The sequence below is a fragment of the Streptomyces sp. NPDC088252 genome (assembly GCF_044740965.1).
Classification (GTDB): domain Bacteria; phylum Actinomycetota; class Actinomycetes; order Streptomycetales; family Streptomycetaceae; genus Streptomyces.
Map to the genome: position 1 here is coordinate 80,654 of NZ_JBIURS010000014.1, position 16,009 is coordinate 96,662.

The window sequence follows — 16,009 nt, forward strand, 5'->3', positions numbered from 1 at the left end:
TCAGAGCCTGCGGGTGGCCAGCGTCAGCCGGTCCCGCGCGTCGAACAGCGCGTCCTTCACCATCTGCTCGTGCGCGGGCGTGAGCCGGGCCACCGGCACCGAGCAGCTGATGGCGTCGCGGGCGGGGGTGCGGTACGGGATGGCCACGCCGAAGCAGCGCAGACCGAGGGTGTTCTCCTCGCGGTCCACCGCGTAGCCCTGCTCGCGGATGAGGTGCAGCTCCTCGATGAGCTTCTCGCGGTCGGTGATGGTGTGTTCGGTCAGCGCGGGCAGGGTCTCCGGGAGCATCTTGCGGACCTGCTCGTCGCTGTGGGTGGCCAGGAGCGCCTTGCCGAGCGAGGTGGAGTGGGCGGGCAGCCGACGGCCGACACGGGTGAAGGGGCGCAGATAGTGCTGGGACTGCCGGGTGGCGAGGTACACCACGTTCGTGCCGTCGAGGCGGGCCAGGTGGATGGTCTCCGTCGTGTCGTCGGAGAGCCGGTCCAGGGTCGGGCGGGAGGCCGCGACGACCTCGTCGCCGTCGATGTACGAGGTGCCGACCAGCAGGGCGCGTACGCCGATCCCGTACCGTGTGCCCGTCGCGTCGGTCTCCACCCAGCCCAGCTCGACCAGCGTGCGCAGCAGCATGTAGAGGCTCGACTTCGGGTAGCCGACGGCCTCCTGCACCGCCGCGAGCGAGTGCATGCCGGGCCGCCCGGCGAAGTATTCGAGCAGTTCCACCGTCCGCACGGCGGATTTGACCTGTGCCCCACCAGACTCGGCAGCCGACATCGCCCTACGCCCCTTCCAGCCCACTTACGAAACCCTGCGACTTCTTGACCTCAGTGACTTCTTGCCAACACTGAACGCCCGGAAATAGAGTCGCCCCATATTCACGATCGGGAACTCTGTTCAGAATACCGAACAACTTCTGATGTGTGGCAGCGGAGCGGAAGGAATCACGGTGGCAGCAGCACCAGTCTGGAGCGTCGACCCCCGCACCGGGAACCCGCGTGAGCAGGTTGCGGTGGAGGCTACAGCCGAGGAGGTCGACCGCGCGGTCCGGGCCGCCCACGCGGTACGCGAATCGCTCGCCGACCGCCCCCTGCGCGCCGCGTTCCTGCGCGCCGCGGCCGATCTGCTCACCGCGACCGGGGAGCACGTCATCGAGGCCGCCGACGCGGAGACCGCGCTCGGACCGGCCCGGCTCACCGGCGAACTCGCCCGAACCGCAGCCCAGTTGAGGGCATTCGCGGAGGTCGTCGACGAGGGCGCCTTCCTCGACATCCATATCGACCACGAGGACGCCACCCGCACCCCGCCCTGGCCCGACCTGCGCCGCTACAAGATCCCGCTCGGCGTCGTCGCCGTGTACGCGGCCAGCAACTTCCCGCTCGCCTTCTCCGTCCCCGGCGGCGACACCGCCAGCGCACTGGCGGCCGGCTGTCCGGTCGTCGTCAAGGCGCACCCCGACCACCCCGCCACCTCCGAACTGTGCGCCTCCCTCCTGCGCCGGGCGGCGGCGCAGGTCGGCCTGCCCGAGGACGTGCTGATCCTGGTGCACGGCTTCGAGGCAGGCGTCGAACTGATCAAGCACCCGCTCGTCGCCGCCGCCGGTTTCACCGGCTCCGTACGCGGCGGCCGTGCCCTGTTCGACGCGGCGGCGGCCCGTCCGGCACCGATCCCCTTCCACGGCGAGCTGGGCTCCCTCAACCCCGTCGTCGTCACGGAGGCGGCAGCCGCTGAACGCGGCGAGCAGATCGGCGCCGGGCTCGCCGGCTCGATGACCATGGGGGCGGGCCAGTTCTGCACCAAGCCCGGCTTCGTCCTGGCCCCGGCGGGCGAGCGGGGCGACCGGCTGCTGAAGTCGCTGACCGACGCCGTCAGCGACACCGAGGCCGCGGTGCTGCTCGACCACCGGATGCGTGACGCCTTCGTCGCGGGGGTACGGGAGCGGGCCGAACTCCCTGGTGTGGAGGCCCCGGTCACCCCCGGCTCGGGCGGCGACCACACCGTCTCGGCCGGTTTCCTCACCGTGCCGGCGCACCTGCTCGCCGCACCGGGCCCGCACGACGCGCTTCTGGAGGAGTGCTTCGGGCCGGTCACGGTCGTCGCCCGCTACGCATCCGAGGACGAGATCACCGCCGTCCTCTCCCGGCTCCCCGGCAACCTCACCGCCACCCTCCAGATCGCCACGGACGACGCCGACGCCGACGCCCCCGGACTTCTCGCGGCCCTCACGCCCCTGGCCGGCCGGGTCCTCGTCAACGGCTGGCCGACCGGTGTCGCCGTCGCCCCCGCCCAGCACCACGGCGGCCCCTACCCGGCCACCACCTCCACGTCCACCTCGGTCGGCGCCACCGCCGTCGAACGCTGGCTGCGCCCGGTCACCTACCAGACCACCCCCGAGGCCCTGCTCCCTCCGGAGCTCCGCGACAACAACCCCCTGAACCTGCCCCGTCGAGTGAACGGCCACCGCGCATGACCCCGCACCTTCCCGAACTCCCCTTTGAGCTGAGCCCGTTCGGACCCGAGGCCGACTGGACGTACGAGAACGGCACGCTGACCGGCCGGGCCGGAGCCCGCCAGGACCGGTTCGTACCACCCGGCGGCGAAGCCCTGGACTCCGTGAGCGACGCACCCCGCCTCCTCGGCACCGCACCCCGGGGCGACTTCCAGCTGCTCGCCCGGGTCGAGGTCGACTTCGCCGCGGCCTTCGACGCGGGGGTCCTCTACCTCCATGTCGGGGAACGGGAGTGGGCCAAGATCTGCCTGGAACTCTCCCCGGACCTGCCCACCGTCTGCACGGTCGTCACCCGCGGTCACTCCGACGACGTCAACTCCTTCGTCGTGGAAGGCAACAGCTGCTGGCTGCGCCTCAGTCGCACGGGCGACGCGTTCGCCTTCCACGCCTCGGCCGACGGCGAGAAGTGGACCTTCGTCCGTGTCTTCGCCCTCGGCGAGCCGGAGCGCGCGGCCGAGGCGTCGGTCGGCTTCCTGGTCCAGTCGCCGACGGGCGAGGGCTGCGAGGCATCATTCGACCGGATCGCGTTCCATGCGACGGGACTTGAGGATCTGCGCGACGGGAGCTGAGTTCTCCCGAACATTCTTCGAGCCATCGAATGAATGAGCGTACGTACTCACTGGAAACGAGTACCGGCCCCCAACCCTCCGGCCTCCGCGGAGGGTTGGGTGGAGGGCATGAACGCCACACCCTCCTGCACCGAGGTCCGCACGGCCGACGCCGAACCCGCCGACCATGAACGCACGGACCGCAATACCCGCGCGGCCTCCTGGATCGCCCTGTGCATGCTCGTGCCCGTGCTGATCGGTTGCGGCCTCTTCGTGCTGAGCACGACCCGGGCGTCCGGCTGTGTGACGTACGGCGTGGACTGCGCCAACGTCCCCCGGGGCTGGATCCCCGGGAGTTTCGTGGCGGCGATCGTGCTCGGCATCGCGGCGGTCGCGTGGCCGAGAAGGTGGCTGCCGTTCGTCCGCGCACGCTCCTGGCTGCTGGTCCTGCACATCGTGGCGCAGTGCATGACGGCATTGCTGATCCTCAGTTACGCCTGACCTCCCAGTGGTCCGACAGGCCGTGCCGGCCCCGGCGGCTCCGTCCGCGGGGATGCCTGTGCCGTGCTGTGCGGCCTGTGGCCGGGCGACCAGCCGGGCGGCGCCGTCCACTCGATGCCCATGCGGACGCTCGGATCCCGTGGCCGGAACCGGGCGATGTCCGAGCCCGCTGGTAGCGTGCCGCGTCCAGCCGGAAAGATCACGGGAGGACGGCAGCTGTGCAGGAAGTGACGCGCCATGAGGTCGGCGGACAGCGGATGGACCAGGCGCTCGACGACATCCGCCCGCGAACCCGGGGGCGGTGGCACGGGATGCGTTACGACGACGCGTCCCCGGAGAAGCTGCAGGAGATGCGTGACGAACTCCTCGACCACATAGCCGCCCGCACCGTGGCGGAACCGGTGCTCGACGAGCAGGCGCACACGGCACTGCGGACCGCGGCGGAATGCTCCCTGGGCGTGTTGAGCATCGGCTGCTTCCCCGAGGGTGACCAGGAGATCGTCTTCCCGCTCATCGACGAGGGGCTCAGCAGCGAGAACATCGCTTTCGGCGACATCGTCGAGCACGCCCCCACGGCCAGGACATGGATCGAAACGTTTGAGATGTGTCTGGTCAGCGGCCTGGTGTGGGACTGGCAGCGGGTGATCGGCCTGCTGCTGCGGGACGACTACGCACCCGCGATCCGGGAGGGAGTGCCGTACTCGAAGCTGACCTCGACGTCGGATCCGGCGGACCTCGCGGCGATGGACGCACTGTGCGGCTACCTGACCGAGTCCCGCGGGCACCTGCCCCGTGACTGGCCCACGGTGACCTTGTGCAAGCCGGACGCCGACGAGCGCGCCGGGGCGGCCCGGCAACTCGACGCGGCCGGCCCCATGACACCGGACCAGCGCCTCCTTCGTGTGCTCCTCGACGACGATCAGCACGCCTTCGAGCAGGCCCTCGTGGCCCGGCTCATCGAGCACCGGGAGAGTACGGGCCCCGATCCCGCCCCCAGGACCCTTCTGCCGCTCGGCGCCCTTGCCGTGGCCGCCCTCGCGGTCCAGGCGCACGGGTGGGAGCTGGGCGTCCGGTCCGGTTATCTGCCGCACGGCATGCTGGGTTCCCCGAAGGCGCTGCAGCGGGCGGCGGACTCCGAGGTGAACGACCTGGGCCTTTGGACCGCCAAGTAGGACAGGACCAGGGCCTCGGCCACTCGGCCGAGGCCACAAAAAACGCCGGTGGCTACCGAGACTTCTCCCACGCGGTCCGGGTGAGTTCGTATTCGACCTCGCCGTGCTCGGAACCCTCGATCGCCTCCGGCCAGTCCCCGGTGAAGTTCCGGACGAAGGACAGGCCCGACTTCTCCATGACGCGGCGGGAGCGGGCGTTGACGGCCATGGTGTTCGCCGTGACCCGCTCGACCCCCAGTTCCGTGAACCCCTTGTGGATCAGGGCCCGGGATCCCTCGGTGGCACAGCCCCGCCCCCACGCCGTCCGGTTCAGCCGATAGCCGAGTTCGACGACGGCGGGGCTGTCCTGTCGCAGCGGCCGGAACTCGAACCAGCCCAGGAAGGCGCCGGTGGCCCTGTCCTGCGCGGCCCAGTAGCCGCGGGCCCCCCAGCAGGGGTGGTCGAGCAGGAGCCGGGGCAGGGTCCGCTCTTGGATGGCCTCACGGCTGGTGGGACGGCCGCCGTTGATGAAGCGCATGACCTCGGGATCGCTGTCCAGCGCGACCAGGTGGTCGGTGTCGGCCGTCGTGAACTCGCGCAGGACGAGCCGGTCGGTCTCCAGGAAGATGGGCATGCCGCGATCTTCACCACGGACGGGCCCGGCCGCCACCGGATTTCCTGTCGGCGGGCGACGGCCCGTGGATGAACGCCCGGCGTCGTGCGACCGGCACCGGGCGGTCCCGACGCTCAGGCCCCGGCCGCGTACCGCACGAAGTGTGCCCAGCCGGTGCGGTCGAGTGTGAGGTGGGGGAGGGTCGTGTCTTTGGAGTCGCGGATGCGGACCGTCTGTCCGGCGACGGATACCTCGACGCACTCGCCGCCCTCGTTGGAGCTGTAGCTGCTCTTGAACCACGAGTTGTCTGTCGACCTCTGAACGCGGACGTCGGGCTTCATTGGTCTTTCAGCAACCTTTCGATGAGCGCCGAGGACTTGCGCGGTGTGAGTGCCTGGGACCGGATGCATCCGTATCGTGACGCCAGGATACGGACCTCCTCCGGGTCGGTGATCAGCCGACTGATGTTCTGCACCTCAAGGTAACCGACCTGGGGTTTGCGCGCCGGAGTGAGGAGGATGAACGGGCCGCCCAGACCGGCGTGTTCAGAGTGCTCCAAGGGCATGACCTGAAGCTCGACGTTGCGCAGCTTGCTCAGCCTGATCAGCTCGTCGAGCTGTTCCTTGTGAACGTCCCGTTCACCGATCGGGCGTCGCAGGACAGCCTCCTCGATGACGCAGTTCACCATCGGAACTGGTCGCTTCGTCAGCACCACCTGCCGTGCCAGGCGTGCCGCGACCCGTTGCTCGATCAGGTCGTCGTCCAGTAGCGGCTTGCGCATGGCATACAGGGCACGAGCATGAGCCTCGGTCTGGAACAGGCCGGGTACCGTGTGGTTGCTGTAGTACGAGAGCTCGACGGCATCCGCCTCCAGCTTCGCGTAGTCCTTGAACCACGCCGGATGCTTCACCCGGGCCCGCGCCTTCGCCCGTGCCACCTGCTCCTTCGCCGCCCGCAGCAGGCCGCCCGCCGCCAGCAGGTCGTCCGCCGCGTCCAGGAATTCGGGCTGCGGCGTCCTGCGTCCCCGTTCCAGCGAACGGATCAGGTCCTCGCTGTATCCGAGCCGGTCGCCCAGCTCGCGCTGGGTGAGCCCGGACCGCTCGCGCAGCAGCCGGAGCTGGCTGCCGATCACGTGGAACAGGTCCGCGGCCTCCTCCGAGTCGTCGTTGTCACCGATCGCACCGTCCAGCTCCATCGCTGCCCGCCTTCGCTCCATGGGGCCGACCGCGTTCGTCGCCCCGGTACGGGGGACAACCGGTACCGGTCGCCGCAAGTAGCGGTACACGCACGCTACGTACCGCTGTCGTTGCTGGTCAGCGTACGGTCGCTTGGCCACGCTGAGTGCCGTGACGAGCGAATCCGTAGAGATCGAAATTCCGCAACCGGCCGCCTCCGCACCGCAGTTCACCCAGCTGTTCAGTGCCACCCGCCGGGGTGCCCGACTTGCCCGCCTGCTTGCCGTGGAACAACTGGCGGCGTGGGGATGGCCGCGTGACGGCGAGCGCACCGACGCGGCCGCGCTGGTCGTCGCCGAACTGGCGGCGAACGCGGTCACGCACGGGCGGCTGGACGGGCGGGGATTCCGCCTCGGGCTCGCCCTCCTCCCGGCCAGCCGGTTGCGGATCGAGGTCACCGACCCGCGTGGCGAACGGCTTCTCCCCGCCGAGCAGCGGGAAGCGGTCGAAGGAGGCCGGGGGCTGGTCATCGTCGGCGCTCTCGCCGCGGACTGGGGCGTGCGACCGTCCCCGCCGTCCGGGAAGACGGTCTGGGCCGAGATCTCCGTGCGGCGCCCCGATGGCCGTTAGGGAGTGTTCCTGGTTCAGATCAAGGTGTGAGGTCTGAGGTCCGGCTCGAAGAGGTTGCTGTTGGCGGTGACGGTGTGGGCATGCGGAATTTGGGGTGCCGGAACCGGGCGCGCATCCCTACCCTCGGCCCCATGCGCCACGGATCCGCCCTGCTGAACGTCATCGATGTGGAAGCCACCTGCTGGGACGGACAGCCGCCGCCCGGCTCTGTGAACGAGATCATCGAAATCGGTCTCACCGTCGTGGACGTGTCAGAACGGCGCCGCGTGTCCCGGCACCGGGTCCTGGTCCGCCCCGCCCGGTCGGCGGTGAGCGACTTCTGCGCCGAACTGACCGGACTGACGCAAGCCGAGGTGGAACGGGGCGTCACCTTCGCCGAGGCATGCCGGATCCTCGTCGAGGAGTACGAGGCCGGTGAGCGCCCCTGGGCGAGCTGGGGCGAGTACGACCGTCGGCAATTCGCTCGGCAGAGCCGGGCCGACGGGGTGGCGTACCCGTTCGGCCATCCGACGGAGCGCACCCACACCAACGCCAAGGCCGTATTCGCCGCGGCCTACGGGCTGCGCAAGAAGCCCGGCATGGACCATGCCCTGCAGATCGCCGGACTGTCGCTTGAGGGACGCCATCACCGCGGCGAGGACGACGCGTGGAACATCGCCGCACTCGTCCTCGATCTGTTGGGCCGTGGGGCTTGGCCGGTCACGGCCGCAGTCGCCTGGTCCAGGTCCTCTCTCCCGGATCTCGCTCGCCGCGCGACGCCGGGTATCCCTCCCCTAACCCCTAGGGGCGGGGGATCCGCGCGCTGATCCGACAAGCCCGGAAGACAGGGAGGCCGGCGCTGCGGCCGCCCGTGCCGTCGCCGCGCTGCGGGCCGGGGTCCACGGCGTGACTGCCGGCAGCCGGCCGATCGGCCGCCCACCCGGAGAGATGAACGGCAAGGAGCAGGACTCCAGCAGGACGGCGGCGCGTCGTCCTACTCCACAAGTTGGATCACGAGCCCATCCCCGCGCCGTACAGGCACGAATGGGAGCGAACAGAGACTGGAGGCAATCCGAGACACTGATTCTGTACAGAGGACTGGCATGGCTCTGCGAGGCGCCCGAACGATTTCCGTGCTGACGGTCGGCGCGGTGACGACCGTGATGGCAGCGCTCACCCCCGTGACGGCGTTCGCGGCAGGGGATCCGCTCCAGCAGTACGCGCAGCAGAAGCTCCGTTGGGCACGCTGCGACACGGGCCAGCCGGCGGCCCTGGAGTGCGCGAAGGTCAAGGTGCCGCTGGACTACAGCACCCCCGGGGGCCGGAAGATCGACCTCGCGATATCGCGGATCAAGGCGGGCAGCGCGAAGGAGCGGCACGGCGTGCTGCTGATGAATCCCGGGGGACCGGGCGTTCCGGGGCTGACCATGCCCGCGGAGATGGAGTCGCTGCTGCCGGCGGAGGTACGAGAGCGGTTCGACCTGATCGGCTTCGACCCGCGCGGGGTCGGGCAGAGTGCGCCGATCGGCTGCGGCCTGACGGACGACGAACAGACCTTCCAGCACCCCTACACCGCACGGACGTTCGCGAAGGACGTGGCCCGGGCCCGGACGGTGGCCGACAAGTGCTGGGCCAAGGCGGGGGACGTGCTGCCGCACATCACCACCCGCAACACGGCACGGGACATGGACGTCGTCCGGGCGGCACTGGGAGAGAAGAAGATCTCCTACTTCGGGTACTCGTACGGCACCTACCTGGGCGCCGTCTACACGCAGATGTTCCCCCAGCGCTCGGACCGGTTCGTGCTCGACAGCGCGCTCGATCCGACGCTCGCGTGGCGAGGGATGTTCCGGGGATGGCCGGCCGGGGCCGAACTCGCCTTCACCCGGTGGACCGAGTGGGCCGCCGCACGCAACGCCACGTACGGGCTGGGCCCGACTCCGGCGGAGGTCCGGAAGACGTACTGGGAGCTCATCGCCCGTGCCGACCGCACGCCCGTCCCGACGGAGGGCGGGGCGCTCAGCGGCGGCGCCATCCGTTCCGCGTACAACGCGTTCGTCCACGTCGAGAGCGTCACCCCGTGGATCGTCGGGTTGAAGGCTGCGGCCGAGGGCGGACCGCCCGCGCCGACCGCGTCGGCGGTGTCGGCCGCATCGGCGGCCCCCGACTCCGCCCCGGTCCGGTCCGCCGATGCGGGGGCGTTCACTGCGGACGTTCCGGCGGACAACCAGTCCGCCGTCGTGTGGAGCGTCTTCTGCGGCGACACCCGCAGCTGGCCGCGCAGCCCCGAGCAGTACCGCCGGGACGTGATCCGAGACCGAGCCACGTACCCGCTGGCCGGCGACCTGGGGGCCAACATTCAGCCGTGCGCGTTCTGGAAGTCGGCGGCAAGCGAGCCGGCCACCGTGGTGAACAACGACGTCAACGCGCTGATCGTGCAGAACCAGTGGGACCCGCAGGCGACGCTGGCCATGGCGCAGGGCATGCGTCGGGCGCTGCACGGTGCGCGGATGATCACGGTGGCCGGCGGTGAGGGACACGGCGTGGTGGTGGCCGGCCCGTCCTGTGCGGACGCCGGCGTCACGCGGTACCTGACCACGGGCCGGCTGCCCGCGAGGGACCTGACCTGCGCCAGCCAGTGACCTGAGCCGGAGATGCCGATCTCCGCGACCTCGCGGACGAGCCCATGCCGCCGCTGTACCGGGCACTGTGCGACCGGGACTGTCTCGGTGATCTGGCGGTGTGGGGGCCGGTGGCCGGCCGGTGGGTGGCGGTTTCCCTCAACCAGAGCGACGGCGACGCACCGATGGTCATCGTGGCCGTGGTCGCCGACCGCCCGGTCGTCGAGCTCGACGACCGGAGCACCCCGGCGGGGGAGCCGTCGCACGCGGGCGGGGAATGAGGAAGTCCGCTCCCGCGTTGAGCATCGGGAGCGGAGGGTGGCTCTGTGCCGCCCCGGCCGTAGTGACGAGAACACGGAGAGAAGAAGAGACATGCGCGTCGAGATCTGGAGCGACATCGCCTGCCCCTGGTGCTACATAGGCAAGGCCCGCTTCGAGAAGGGCCTGGCGGGGTTCGCCCACCGCGACGAGGTCGAGGTCGTGCACCGGTCCTTCGAGCTCGACCCGGGGCACGCCAAGGGCGACACCGCGCAGGTGATCGACATGCTGGCGCGGAAGTACGGGCGCACCCGTGAAGAGGCGCAGGCCATGGAGGCGAACGTCGCGGCCAACGCGCAGGCCGAAGGGCTCGGCTACCTCACCGAGGGCCGTGACCACGGCAACACCTTCGACATCCACCGGCTGCTCCACCTGGCCAAGGCCCGCGGCCGTCAGGACGAGCTGCTGGGCCTCGCCTACCGGGCGAACTTCGCCGAGGAGCGTTCCGTCTACGACGGTGACGTGCTGGTCGAGCTGGCCGTCGAGGCCGGGCTCGACGCCGACGAGGCACGCGCCGTCCTCGCCGACCCGGAGGCGTACGCCGCCGAGGTGCGGGCCGATGAGCGCGAGGCGTCCGAGCTGGGGGCGAACGCGGTGCCGTTCTTCGTGTTCGACCGGCGGTACGGGATCTCCGGCGGCCAGCCCGCCGAGGTCTTCGCCCAGGCGCTCGAACAGGCGTGGAAGGACCGGCCGCTGACCGTGATCGGCGGCGACGCCGCGGCCTGCGACGCCGATGGCGCCTGCGAGGTCCCGCAGGGAAACGGCGCCTGAGAGCCTGCGGGCAGACGGTAGCGGTTGCCCGGTGCGGCGGGGGCGTCCGAGCGGATCCGCGAGCCGGGCCGTGTGGTTGCCCGCAGGGCCCCGTGGGCGGGCGGTGGCGTCGCCTGCGCGGCCCGTACGCCGGCGCGACGCCCGACGGTCCGTCCTGAGCCGCACGCATAAGCATTACTTGGGTGCACCCCTTGTTTTGTGGTGATTGACGATGGATCAAGGGGGCTCCAGGCTGGGCTCATGGAGACTACTTCGCTCAGCCGTGCGGTGGACGACGAGTTCGCACCGGAGACCACCTACCTCAACACCTCCAGCTGCGGGCTGCTGCCCCGGCGCACGGTGGCGGCGGTCGGGGCGCTCGCCGGGGCGCTCGCCACGGGGCGCAGGAACGGTTCCGGTGACTTCGAGGCGGTGGACGCCGCCCGTGCCGGGTTCGCCGGCCTCGCCGGAGTCGACGCCGACCGGGTCGCCACCGGCAGCTCGGTCTCCGTACACGTCGGGCTGATCGCGGCCTCGCTGCCGCCGGGGTCCGAAGTCGTGGCGCCCGAGGGGGAGTTCAGCTCCGTCGTCAGTCCGTTCGCGGTGCGCGGCGATCTCAGGATGCGCTATGTCCCGCTGGACGGGCTGGCCGAAGCGGTACGGCCCGGCACCGCGCTGGTCGCCTTCTCCTCCGTGCAGTCCGCCGACGGCCGGATCGCCGATCTGGACGCGGTACGCGAAGCGGCCGCCGCCCACGGCGCCCGGACACTGCTCGACGCCACCCAGTCGGCCGGCTGGCTTCCGCTGGACGCCGGGGCGTACGACTACACGGTCACCGGCGGCTTCAAGTTCCTGCTCTGTCCGCGGGGCGTGTCGTTCCTCACCGTCACCGAGGAGGCCCAGCGCAGCCTGCCGACCGTCTTCGCCGCGTGGGTCGCCTCCGACGACCCCTGGAACAGCACGTACGGCCCGGTCGGGCGGCTCGCCCCGAGCGCCCGCCGCTACGACGAGCCGCCCGCCTTCCTCTCGTACCACGGCGCCGAGCGCTCGCTCGCACTGCTGGGCGAGGTCGGGATCGACGCCGTCCATGCCCACGCCACCGGTCTCGCGGGCCGCATGCGGGCGGGACTGGCCGGAATGGGGCACGAGGCGGTGCCGGGGGAGTCGGCGATCGTCGCCGTGCCCGGACTCGGCGGGCGGGCGCCGGAGCTGGCGAGGGCCGGAGTGGTGGCCTCGGACCGGGCGGGGAGTCTGCGCGCGGCCTTCCACCTGTACAACACGGAGGCGGATGTCGACCGGGCCCTGGACGTGCTCTCGGGCTGAGCCCGCCCGGATGCCGGGGGATCAGCGGCGCTCGGGGCAGTCCGCGGTCTCCTGGCAGAGGTTCGCCTCGACCTTGCCGAGCAGCCGCGCCAACTCCTCGCGCTCGGCCGTGTCCAGTCCGGCGAGGGTGTGCTCCTCCAGATTCGTCCAGGCCCGCTGGACGGCGGTGTGCAGCGCACAGCTGTCGTCGGTGGCCTCGACCAGGACGGCCCGGCGGTCGTCCGGGTCGGGGCAGCGGCGGACGTGCCCGGTCTGTTCGAGGCGCTGGAGCATCTTGGTGACGGTGGACGGGTCGAGGTCCACGGCCTTGATCAGCTCGGACTGGCGCACCGCACCCGCGTCCCACAGGTACATCATCAGGAACTCCTGGCCGGGGTAGAGCCCGAGCCCCTTGAGCAGTTTGCCCGCGGCGATCCGGTGCAGCCGGGCGACCCGTGAGACGGCATGGCTGACGGGACCGCCGAGGGCGGCGCTCGGCAGGTCGGTACAGGCGGGATCGGCCTTCATCGGTACTCCTCGGGATGGTGCCGGGCCGACGCTCCCGGCGGTGCGGGGCGGGCCGGAAGCGCGGATCCGGGCGCTTTCTGCGAACTTTACCTTGGTCGGCCAATTAATGGGCTACAGTGACGCACACGGAAAATAGTTGGCCGACCATATAATTTTCTGGGAGCTCTCATGACCACCGCTTTCGACCCGATCGACCTGTCCGGCACCCAGCTCACCAACCGCATAGCGATGGCTCCGATGACCCGCAGCCGGGCCGGTGAGGGCGGTACCGCCACGGATCTCGTCGTCGAGTACTACGCCCAGCGCGCGTCGGCGGGCCTGATCATCACGGAGGGCATCCAGCCGTCGGTGGTGGGGCAGGGCTACCCCGACACCCCGGGACTGCACAGCGCGGAGCAGATCGCGTCCTGGCGCAAGGTCACCGACGCGGTGCACGCGGCGGGCGGCCGGATCTTCGCCCAGCTCATGCATGCGGGCCGGATCGGCCACCCGGTCCTGCTGCCGGACGGACTCACCCCGGTCAGCGCCTCCGCGGTCAAGCCCGCCGGTCAGCTCTACACCGGCGCGGGACTGGAGGACTTCACCACCCCGCGCGAGCTGACCGGCGACGAAGTGCGGCAGACCATCGGCGACTACGCGACGGCCGCCCGCAACGCGATCGACGCCGGCTTCGACGGGGTCGAGCTGCACGGCGCCAACGGCTACCTCATCCACCAGTTCCTCTCGCCCAACACCAACCTGCGCGACGACGAGTGGGGCGGCTCCGAGGAGGCCCGCATCCGGTTCGCCGTCGAGGTGGTCAAGGCCGTCGCCGCCGAGATCGGCGCGGAGCGGACCGGGCTGCGCATCTCGCCCGGAAACACGTACAACGACATCGACGAGCCCGTGCTGGACTCCGTCTACACCGCGCTGGTGCGGGAGATCGAGCCGCTCGGCCTCGCCTATCTGCACGTCCTGGAGGCGGCGGAGATCCGCGAGCTGACCCTCGCGCTGCGCAAGCAGTTCTCCGGCACGTTCATTCTCAACGTGCTGACGGACGGGCCGACCGGGCCGGACGACCACTCGGTGATCGACGACGGGATCGCCGACATCATCTCCTACGGCGCCCTGTTCATCGCCAACCCGGACCTGCCCGCCCGACTGAAGGCCGGCGGCCCGTTCAACACCCCGGACCCGTCGACCTTCTTCGGCGGGGACGCGAAGGGGTACATCGACTACCCGTCCCTGGACGCCGATCGGTCCTGAGGCCGGGAGGCGCTCCAGGACCCTTCGACCGGGTCGGGCCGGATCGGGGAGACGGCGCACGCGAGCCGGGCACGATCCCGACGAGAGGTCCCGGGGCGGCCGTCCAGGCCGCCCCGGGCTCCCGTCACTCCCGGCCGGGCTCGTCCAGCGGCGCGCTGTGCCACTTCCACGACGTGACCCGCGGCCGGCCGGGCAGCTCGGCGCGGCCGGTGGCCCAGAGCAGGACGGCCCACCGGTCGGCGTCCTTCGGCGCGTCCGGGAACAGCCGGGCCAGCACCCGGTCGCAGAGGTCGGCGGGCGGTGCCCAGGCGATGTCCAGGCTCGCGGCGAGGTCCTGCGTGTGCACCAGGGTCTCCACGATGCCCATGGCGGCGAAGCCCTCCGGGTCGGACACCCCGTAGGAGTGGTACGAGCGGACCTCCGGCGAGGCCGTCCGCACCATCGCCGTGAGCAGCGCGCCGTTCGCCTCCAGCGTCTGGAGCAGTCCGGCCGGTCCGGCCGACGGGTCCGCGAAGACCGCGTTCGCCGGACCGCCCTCGCGAGTGGCGCCCCAGCGGTACGGCATGTACGCGTCCAGCGCCGGCCGCCGCGGGCCCAGCTGGGTGGCGTAGGAGAAGAGGTCGTCGCTCAGGTGCTCCGCGGTCTCCCAGCAGTTCCACTCCAACGACCCGGCCGGGACCAGCCAGTCGTCCACCGGGGACTCCCGGAGCGCGTCGACCGCGAGACGGACCGCGGTGGTCACGTCGTCCGCGGTGACCGGCAGCCGGGTTCCGGTGAGCGACGCCCGCTCCGCCGCGCTGCACTCGACGCAGAACTCGTTGCCCTCCGGGTCGGCCAGCGTCGCCCAGCCCCGGCCGTCGGGCTTGCGGTGGTCGGCCACAAGAGCGGCGCCCAGGCCCAGCAGCCGCTCCACCTCCTCGTCGCGGGTGCGGTCCTGCGGCTGTATGTCCAGGTGCAGACGGTTCTTGGTGCCCTTGGGCTCCGGCACGGTGATGAACAGCAGCGCGGCGCCGGGAGCCTCCACGAGAGCCTCGGGATCGCCGGGGGCGTCCTCGTCGGAGAGCGGGGCATCGAGTACGCGGGACCAGAAGCCGGCGAGCTCGTAGGCGTCGGCGCAGTCGATCGTGATGTGACGGACGAGTGAAGTCATGGGCCCCACTCTTGCCGCAGGCAGCCGCCGCGGTCCACCGAGTTCGGAGCGGAGCGGGGTGGGGCGACGGGCGCCGCCCCACCCCGCTCCAGCCCTCACCTCACCTCACCGGCGTGAAGTCCCGCGCCCCGATGAACTCCGGACGCCGCGCCGGAGCCGCGAAAGGCTCCTCGGCGGCGTTCTCCACGCTGTTGAAGACGATGAAGACATTGCTGCGCGGATAGGGGGTGATGTTGTCCCCCGAGCCGTGCATGCAGTTGCAGTCGAACCAGGTGGCCGAACCCGGCCTGCCCGTGAAGAGCTTGATGCCGTGCCGGTCCGCCAGCTTCGTCAGCGCCTCGTCGGACGGGGTGCCGGCGTCCTGCATCTTCAGGGACTTCTTGTAGTTGTCCTTCGGCGTCCCGCCCGCACAGCCGAGGAACGACTTGTGCGAACCGGGCATGATCATCAGCCCGCCGTTGGTGTCGTGGTTCTCGGTCAGAGCGATCGACACGGACACCGCCCGCATGTTCGGCAGACCGTCCTCGGCGTGCCAGGTCTCGAAGTCCGAGTGCCAGTAGAAGCCCGAAGCACCGAAGCCGGGCTTGACGTTGATCCGGGACTGGTGGACGTACACGTCCGAGCCGAGGATCTGCCGGGCCCGGCCCACCACGCGCTCGTCGCCGACCAGCCGGGCGAAGACCTCGCTGATCCGGTGGACGTCGAAGACCGACCGCACCTTCTGCGACTTCGGCTCCACGATCGAGCGCTCGTCGGCCCGCACCGCCGGATCGGCGATCAGCCGCTCCAGTTCGGCGTGGTGGACGGCGACCTCGTCCGGCGTGATCAACTGGTCGACGGTGAGGAACCCGTCGCGCTCGAAGCCCTGCAGGTCCTTCACGGAAACCGGCCCCGGGGCTCCGGGCGGGGACCAGATGACCGGGTCCTGGCGGGGAGTGGTCATCTCGGCCGCACCGCGTGTGGGGTACAGATCGGCGCGTACATCGGTGGTCATG

General features: G+C 71.0%; 18 protein-coding genes. 11 read left to right on the forward strand and 7 right to left on the reverse strand.

The window, feature by feature from the left end:
- Window positions 1-771, reverse strand: a complete 771-nt coding sequence (locus ACIOHC_RS26755) for an IclR family transcriptional regulator (RefSeq protein WP_351078905.1) — start codon at window positions 769-771, stop codon at window positions 1-3.
- 172 nt (window positions 772-943) lie between these two features.
- Here ACIOHC_RS26755 and ACIOHC_RS26760 point away from each other — a divergent pair, with 172 nt between their 5' ends.
- From ACIOHC_RS26760 to ACIOHC_RS26775, 4 genes are all read left to right on the forward strand, one after another.
- Entirely contained in the window at window positions 944-2,464 is a 1,521-nt protein-coding gene (locus ACIOHC_RS26760; RefSeq protein ID WP_389637888.1) for an aldehyde dehydrogenase (NADP(+)), read from the forward strand.
- Window positions 2,461-3,072: a DUF1349 domain-containing protein gene (locus tag ACIOHC_RS26765; protein WP_351078910.1), complete on the forward strand. Its 612-nt coding sequence runs from the start codon at window positions 2,461-2,463 to the stop codon at window positions 3,070-3,072. The genes ACIOHC_RS26760 and ACIOHC_RS26765 overlap by 4 nt, the downstream gene beginning before the upstream one ends.
- Before the next feature lie 108 nt (window positions 3,073-3,180).
- On the forward strand, window positions 3,181-3,552 hold the full coding sequence (locus ACIOHC_RS26770) for a hypothetical protein (RefSeq protein ID WP_389637890.1): 372 nt from the start codon (window positions 3,181-3,183) through the stop codon (window positions 3,550-3,552).
- Window positions 3,553-3,770: 218 nt separating this feature from the next.
- On the forward strand, window positions 3,771-4,724 hold the full coding sequence (locus ACIOHC_RS26775) for an immunity 49 family protein (protein WP_365691978.1): 954 nt from the start codon (window positions 3,771-3,773) through the stop codon (window positions 4,722-4,724).
- Between the two features lie 52 nt (window positions 4,725-4,776).
- On the opposite strand, the gene ACIOHC_RS26780 is transcribed toward ACIOHC_RS26775, so the two are convergent.
- From ACIOHC_RS26780 to ACIOHC_RS26790, 3 genes are all read right to left on the reverse strand, one after another.
- Window positions 4,777-5,337 carry a GNAT family N-acetyltransferase gene (locus tag ACIOHC_RS26780; protein WP_351078915.1) on the reverse strand — a complete coding sequence of 187 codons (561 nt, stop codon included), beginning with the start codon at window positions 5,335-5,337 and terminating at the stop codon, window positions 4,777-4,779.
- Window positions 5,338-5,450: 113 nt separating this feature from the next.
- A complete protein-coding gene (locus ACIOHC_RS26785; RefSeq protein WP_351078917.1) occupies window positions 5,451-5,657 on the reverse strand; it encodes a DUF397 domain-containing protein in 207 nt (68 codons plus the stop codon).
- The gene (locus ACIOHC_RS26790) at window positions 5,654-6,511 is read right to left on the reverse strand and encodes a helix-turn-helix transcriptional regulator (RefSeq protein ID WP_351078920.1); all 858 of its coding nucleotides are present in this window, start codon (window positions 6,509-6,511) and stop codon (window positions 5,654-5,656) included. The genes ACIOHC_RS26785 and ACIOHC_RS26790 overlap by 4 nt, the downstream gene beginning before the upstream one ends.
- A gap of 151 nt (window positions 6,512-6,662) precedes the next feature.
- On the opposite strand from ACIOHC_RS26790, the gene ACIOHC_RS26795 reads away from it, so the two are divergent.
- From ACIOHC_RS26795 to ACIOHC_RS26820, 6 genes are all read left to right on the forward strand, one after another.
- A complete protein-coding gene (locus ACIOHC_RS26795; RefSeq protein ID WP_351078922.1) occupies window positions 6,663-7,121 on the forward strand; it encodes an ATP-binding protein in 459 nt (152 codons plus the stop codon).
- A gap of 131 nt (window positions 7,122-7,252) precedes the next feature.
- The gene (locus ACIOHC_RS26800) at window positions 7,253-7,927 is read left to right on the forward strand and encodes a 3'-5' exonuclease (protein ID WP_351078924.1); all 675 of its coding nucleotides are present in this window, start codon (window positions 7,253-7,255) and stop codon (window positions 7,925-7,927) included.
- A 276-nt stretch (window positions 7,928-8,203) separates the two neighbouring features.
- Entirely contained in the window at window positions 8,204-9,742 is a 1,539-nt protein-coding gene (locus ACIOHC_RS26805; protein WP_389637894.1) for an alpha/beta hydrolase, read from the forward strand.
- 44 nt (window positions 9,743-9,786) lie between these two features.
- The gene (locus tag ACIOHC_RS26810) at window positions 9,787-10,002 is read left to right on the forward strand and encodes a hypothetical protein (protein ID WP_351078929.1); all 216 of its coding nucleotides are present in this window, start codon (window positions 9,787-9,789) and stop codon (window positions 10,000-10,002) included.
- Between the two features lie 91 nt (window positions 10,003-10,093).
- Window positions 10,094-10,810 (forward strand): DsbA family oxidoreductase, encoded by a 717-nt coding sequence (locus ACIOHC_RS26815; protein WP_365691968.1) that lies wholly within the window; start codon window positions 10,094-10,096, stop codon window positions 10,808-10,810.
- 240 nt (window positions 10,811-11,050) lie between these two features.
- The gene (locus tag ACIOHC_RS26820) at window positions 11,051-12,112 is read left to right on the forward strand and encodes an aminotransferase class V-fold PLP-dependent enzyme (RefSeq protein WP_401844264.1); all 1,062 of its coding nucleotides are present in this window, start codon (window positions 11,051-11,053) and stop codon (window positions 12,110-12,112) included.
- Between the two features lie 21 nt (window positions 12,113-12,133).
- On the opposite strand, the gene ACIOHC_RS26825 is transcribed toward ACIOHC_RS26820, so the two are convergent.
- Window positions 12,134-12,619, reverse strand: coding sequence for a MarR family winged helix-turn-helix transcriptional regulator (locus tag ACIOHC_RS26825; protein WP_351078937.1), 486 nt, complete (start codon window positions 12,617-12,619; stop codon window positions 12,134-12,136).
- Between the two features lie 168 nt (window positions 12,620-12,787).
- On the opposite strand from ACIOHC_RS26825, the gene ACIOHC_RS26830 reads away from it, so the two are divergent.
- Window positions 12,788-13,864 (forward strand): alkene reductase, encoded by a 1,077-nt coding sequence (locus ACIOHC_RS26830; RefSeq protein WP_351078940.1) that lies wholly within the window; start codon window positions 12,788-12,790, stop codon window positions 13,862-13,864.
- Window positions 13,865-13,988: 124 nt separating this feature from the next.
- Here ACIOHC_RS26830 and ACIOHC_RS26835 read toward each other — a convergent pair whose 3' ends face one another.
- Entirely contained in the window at window positions 13,989-15,014 is a 1,026-nt protein-coding gene (locus tag ACIOHC_RS26835) for a VOC family protein (RefSeq protein ID WP_351078943.1), read from the reverse strand.
- Between the two features lie 100 nt (window positions 15,015-15,114).
- Window positions 15,115-16,008, reverse strand: a complete 894-nt coding sequence (gene thpD / locus ACIOHC_RS26840; RefSeq protein ID WP_351078944.1) for an ectoine hydroxylase — start codon at window positions 16,006-16,008, stop codon at window positions 15,115-15,117.
- Window position 16,009: the final 1 nt, after the last annotated feature.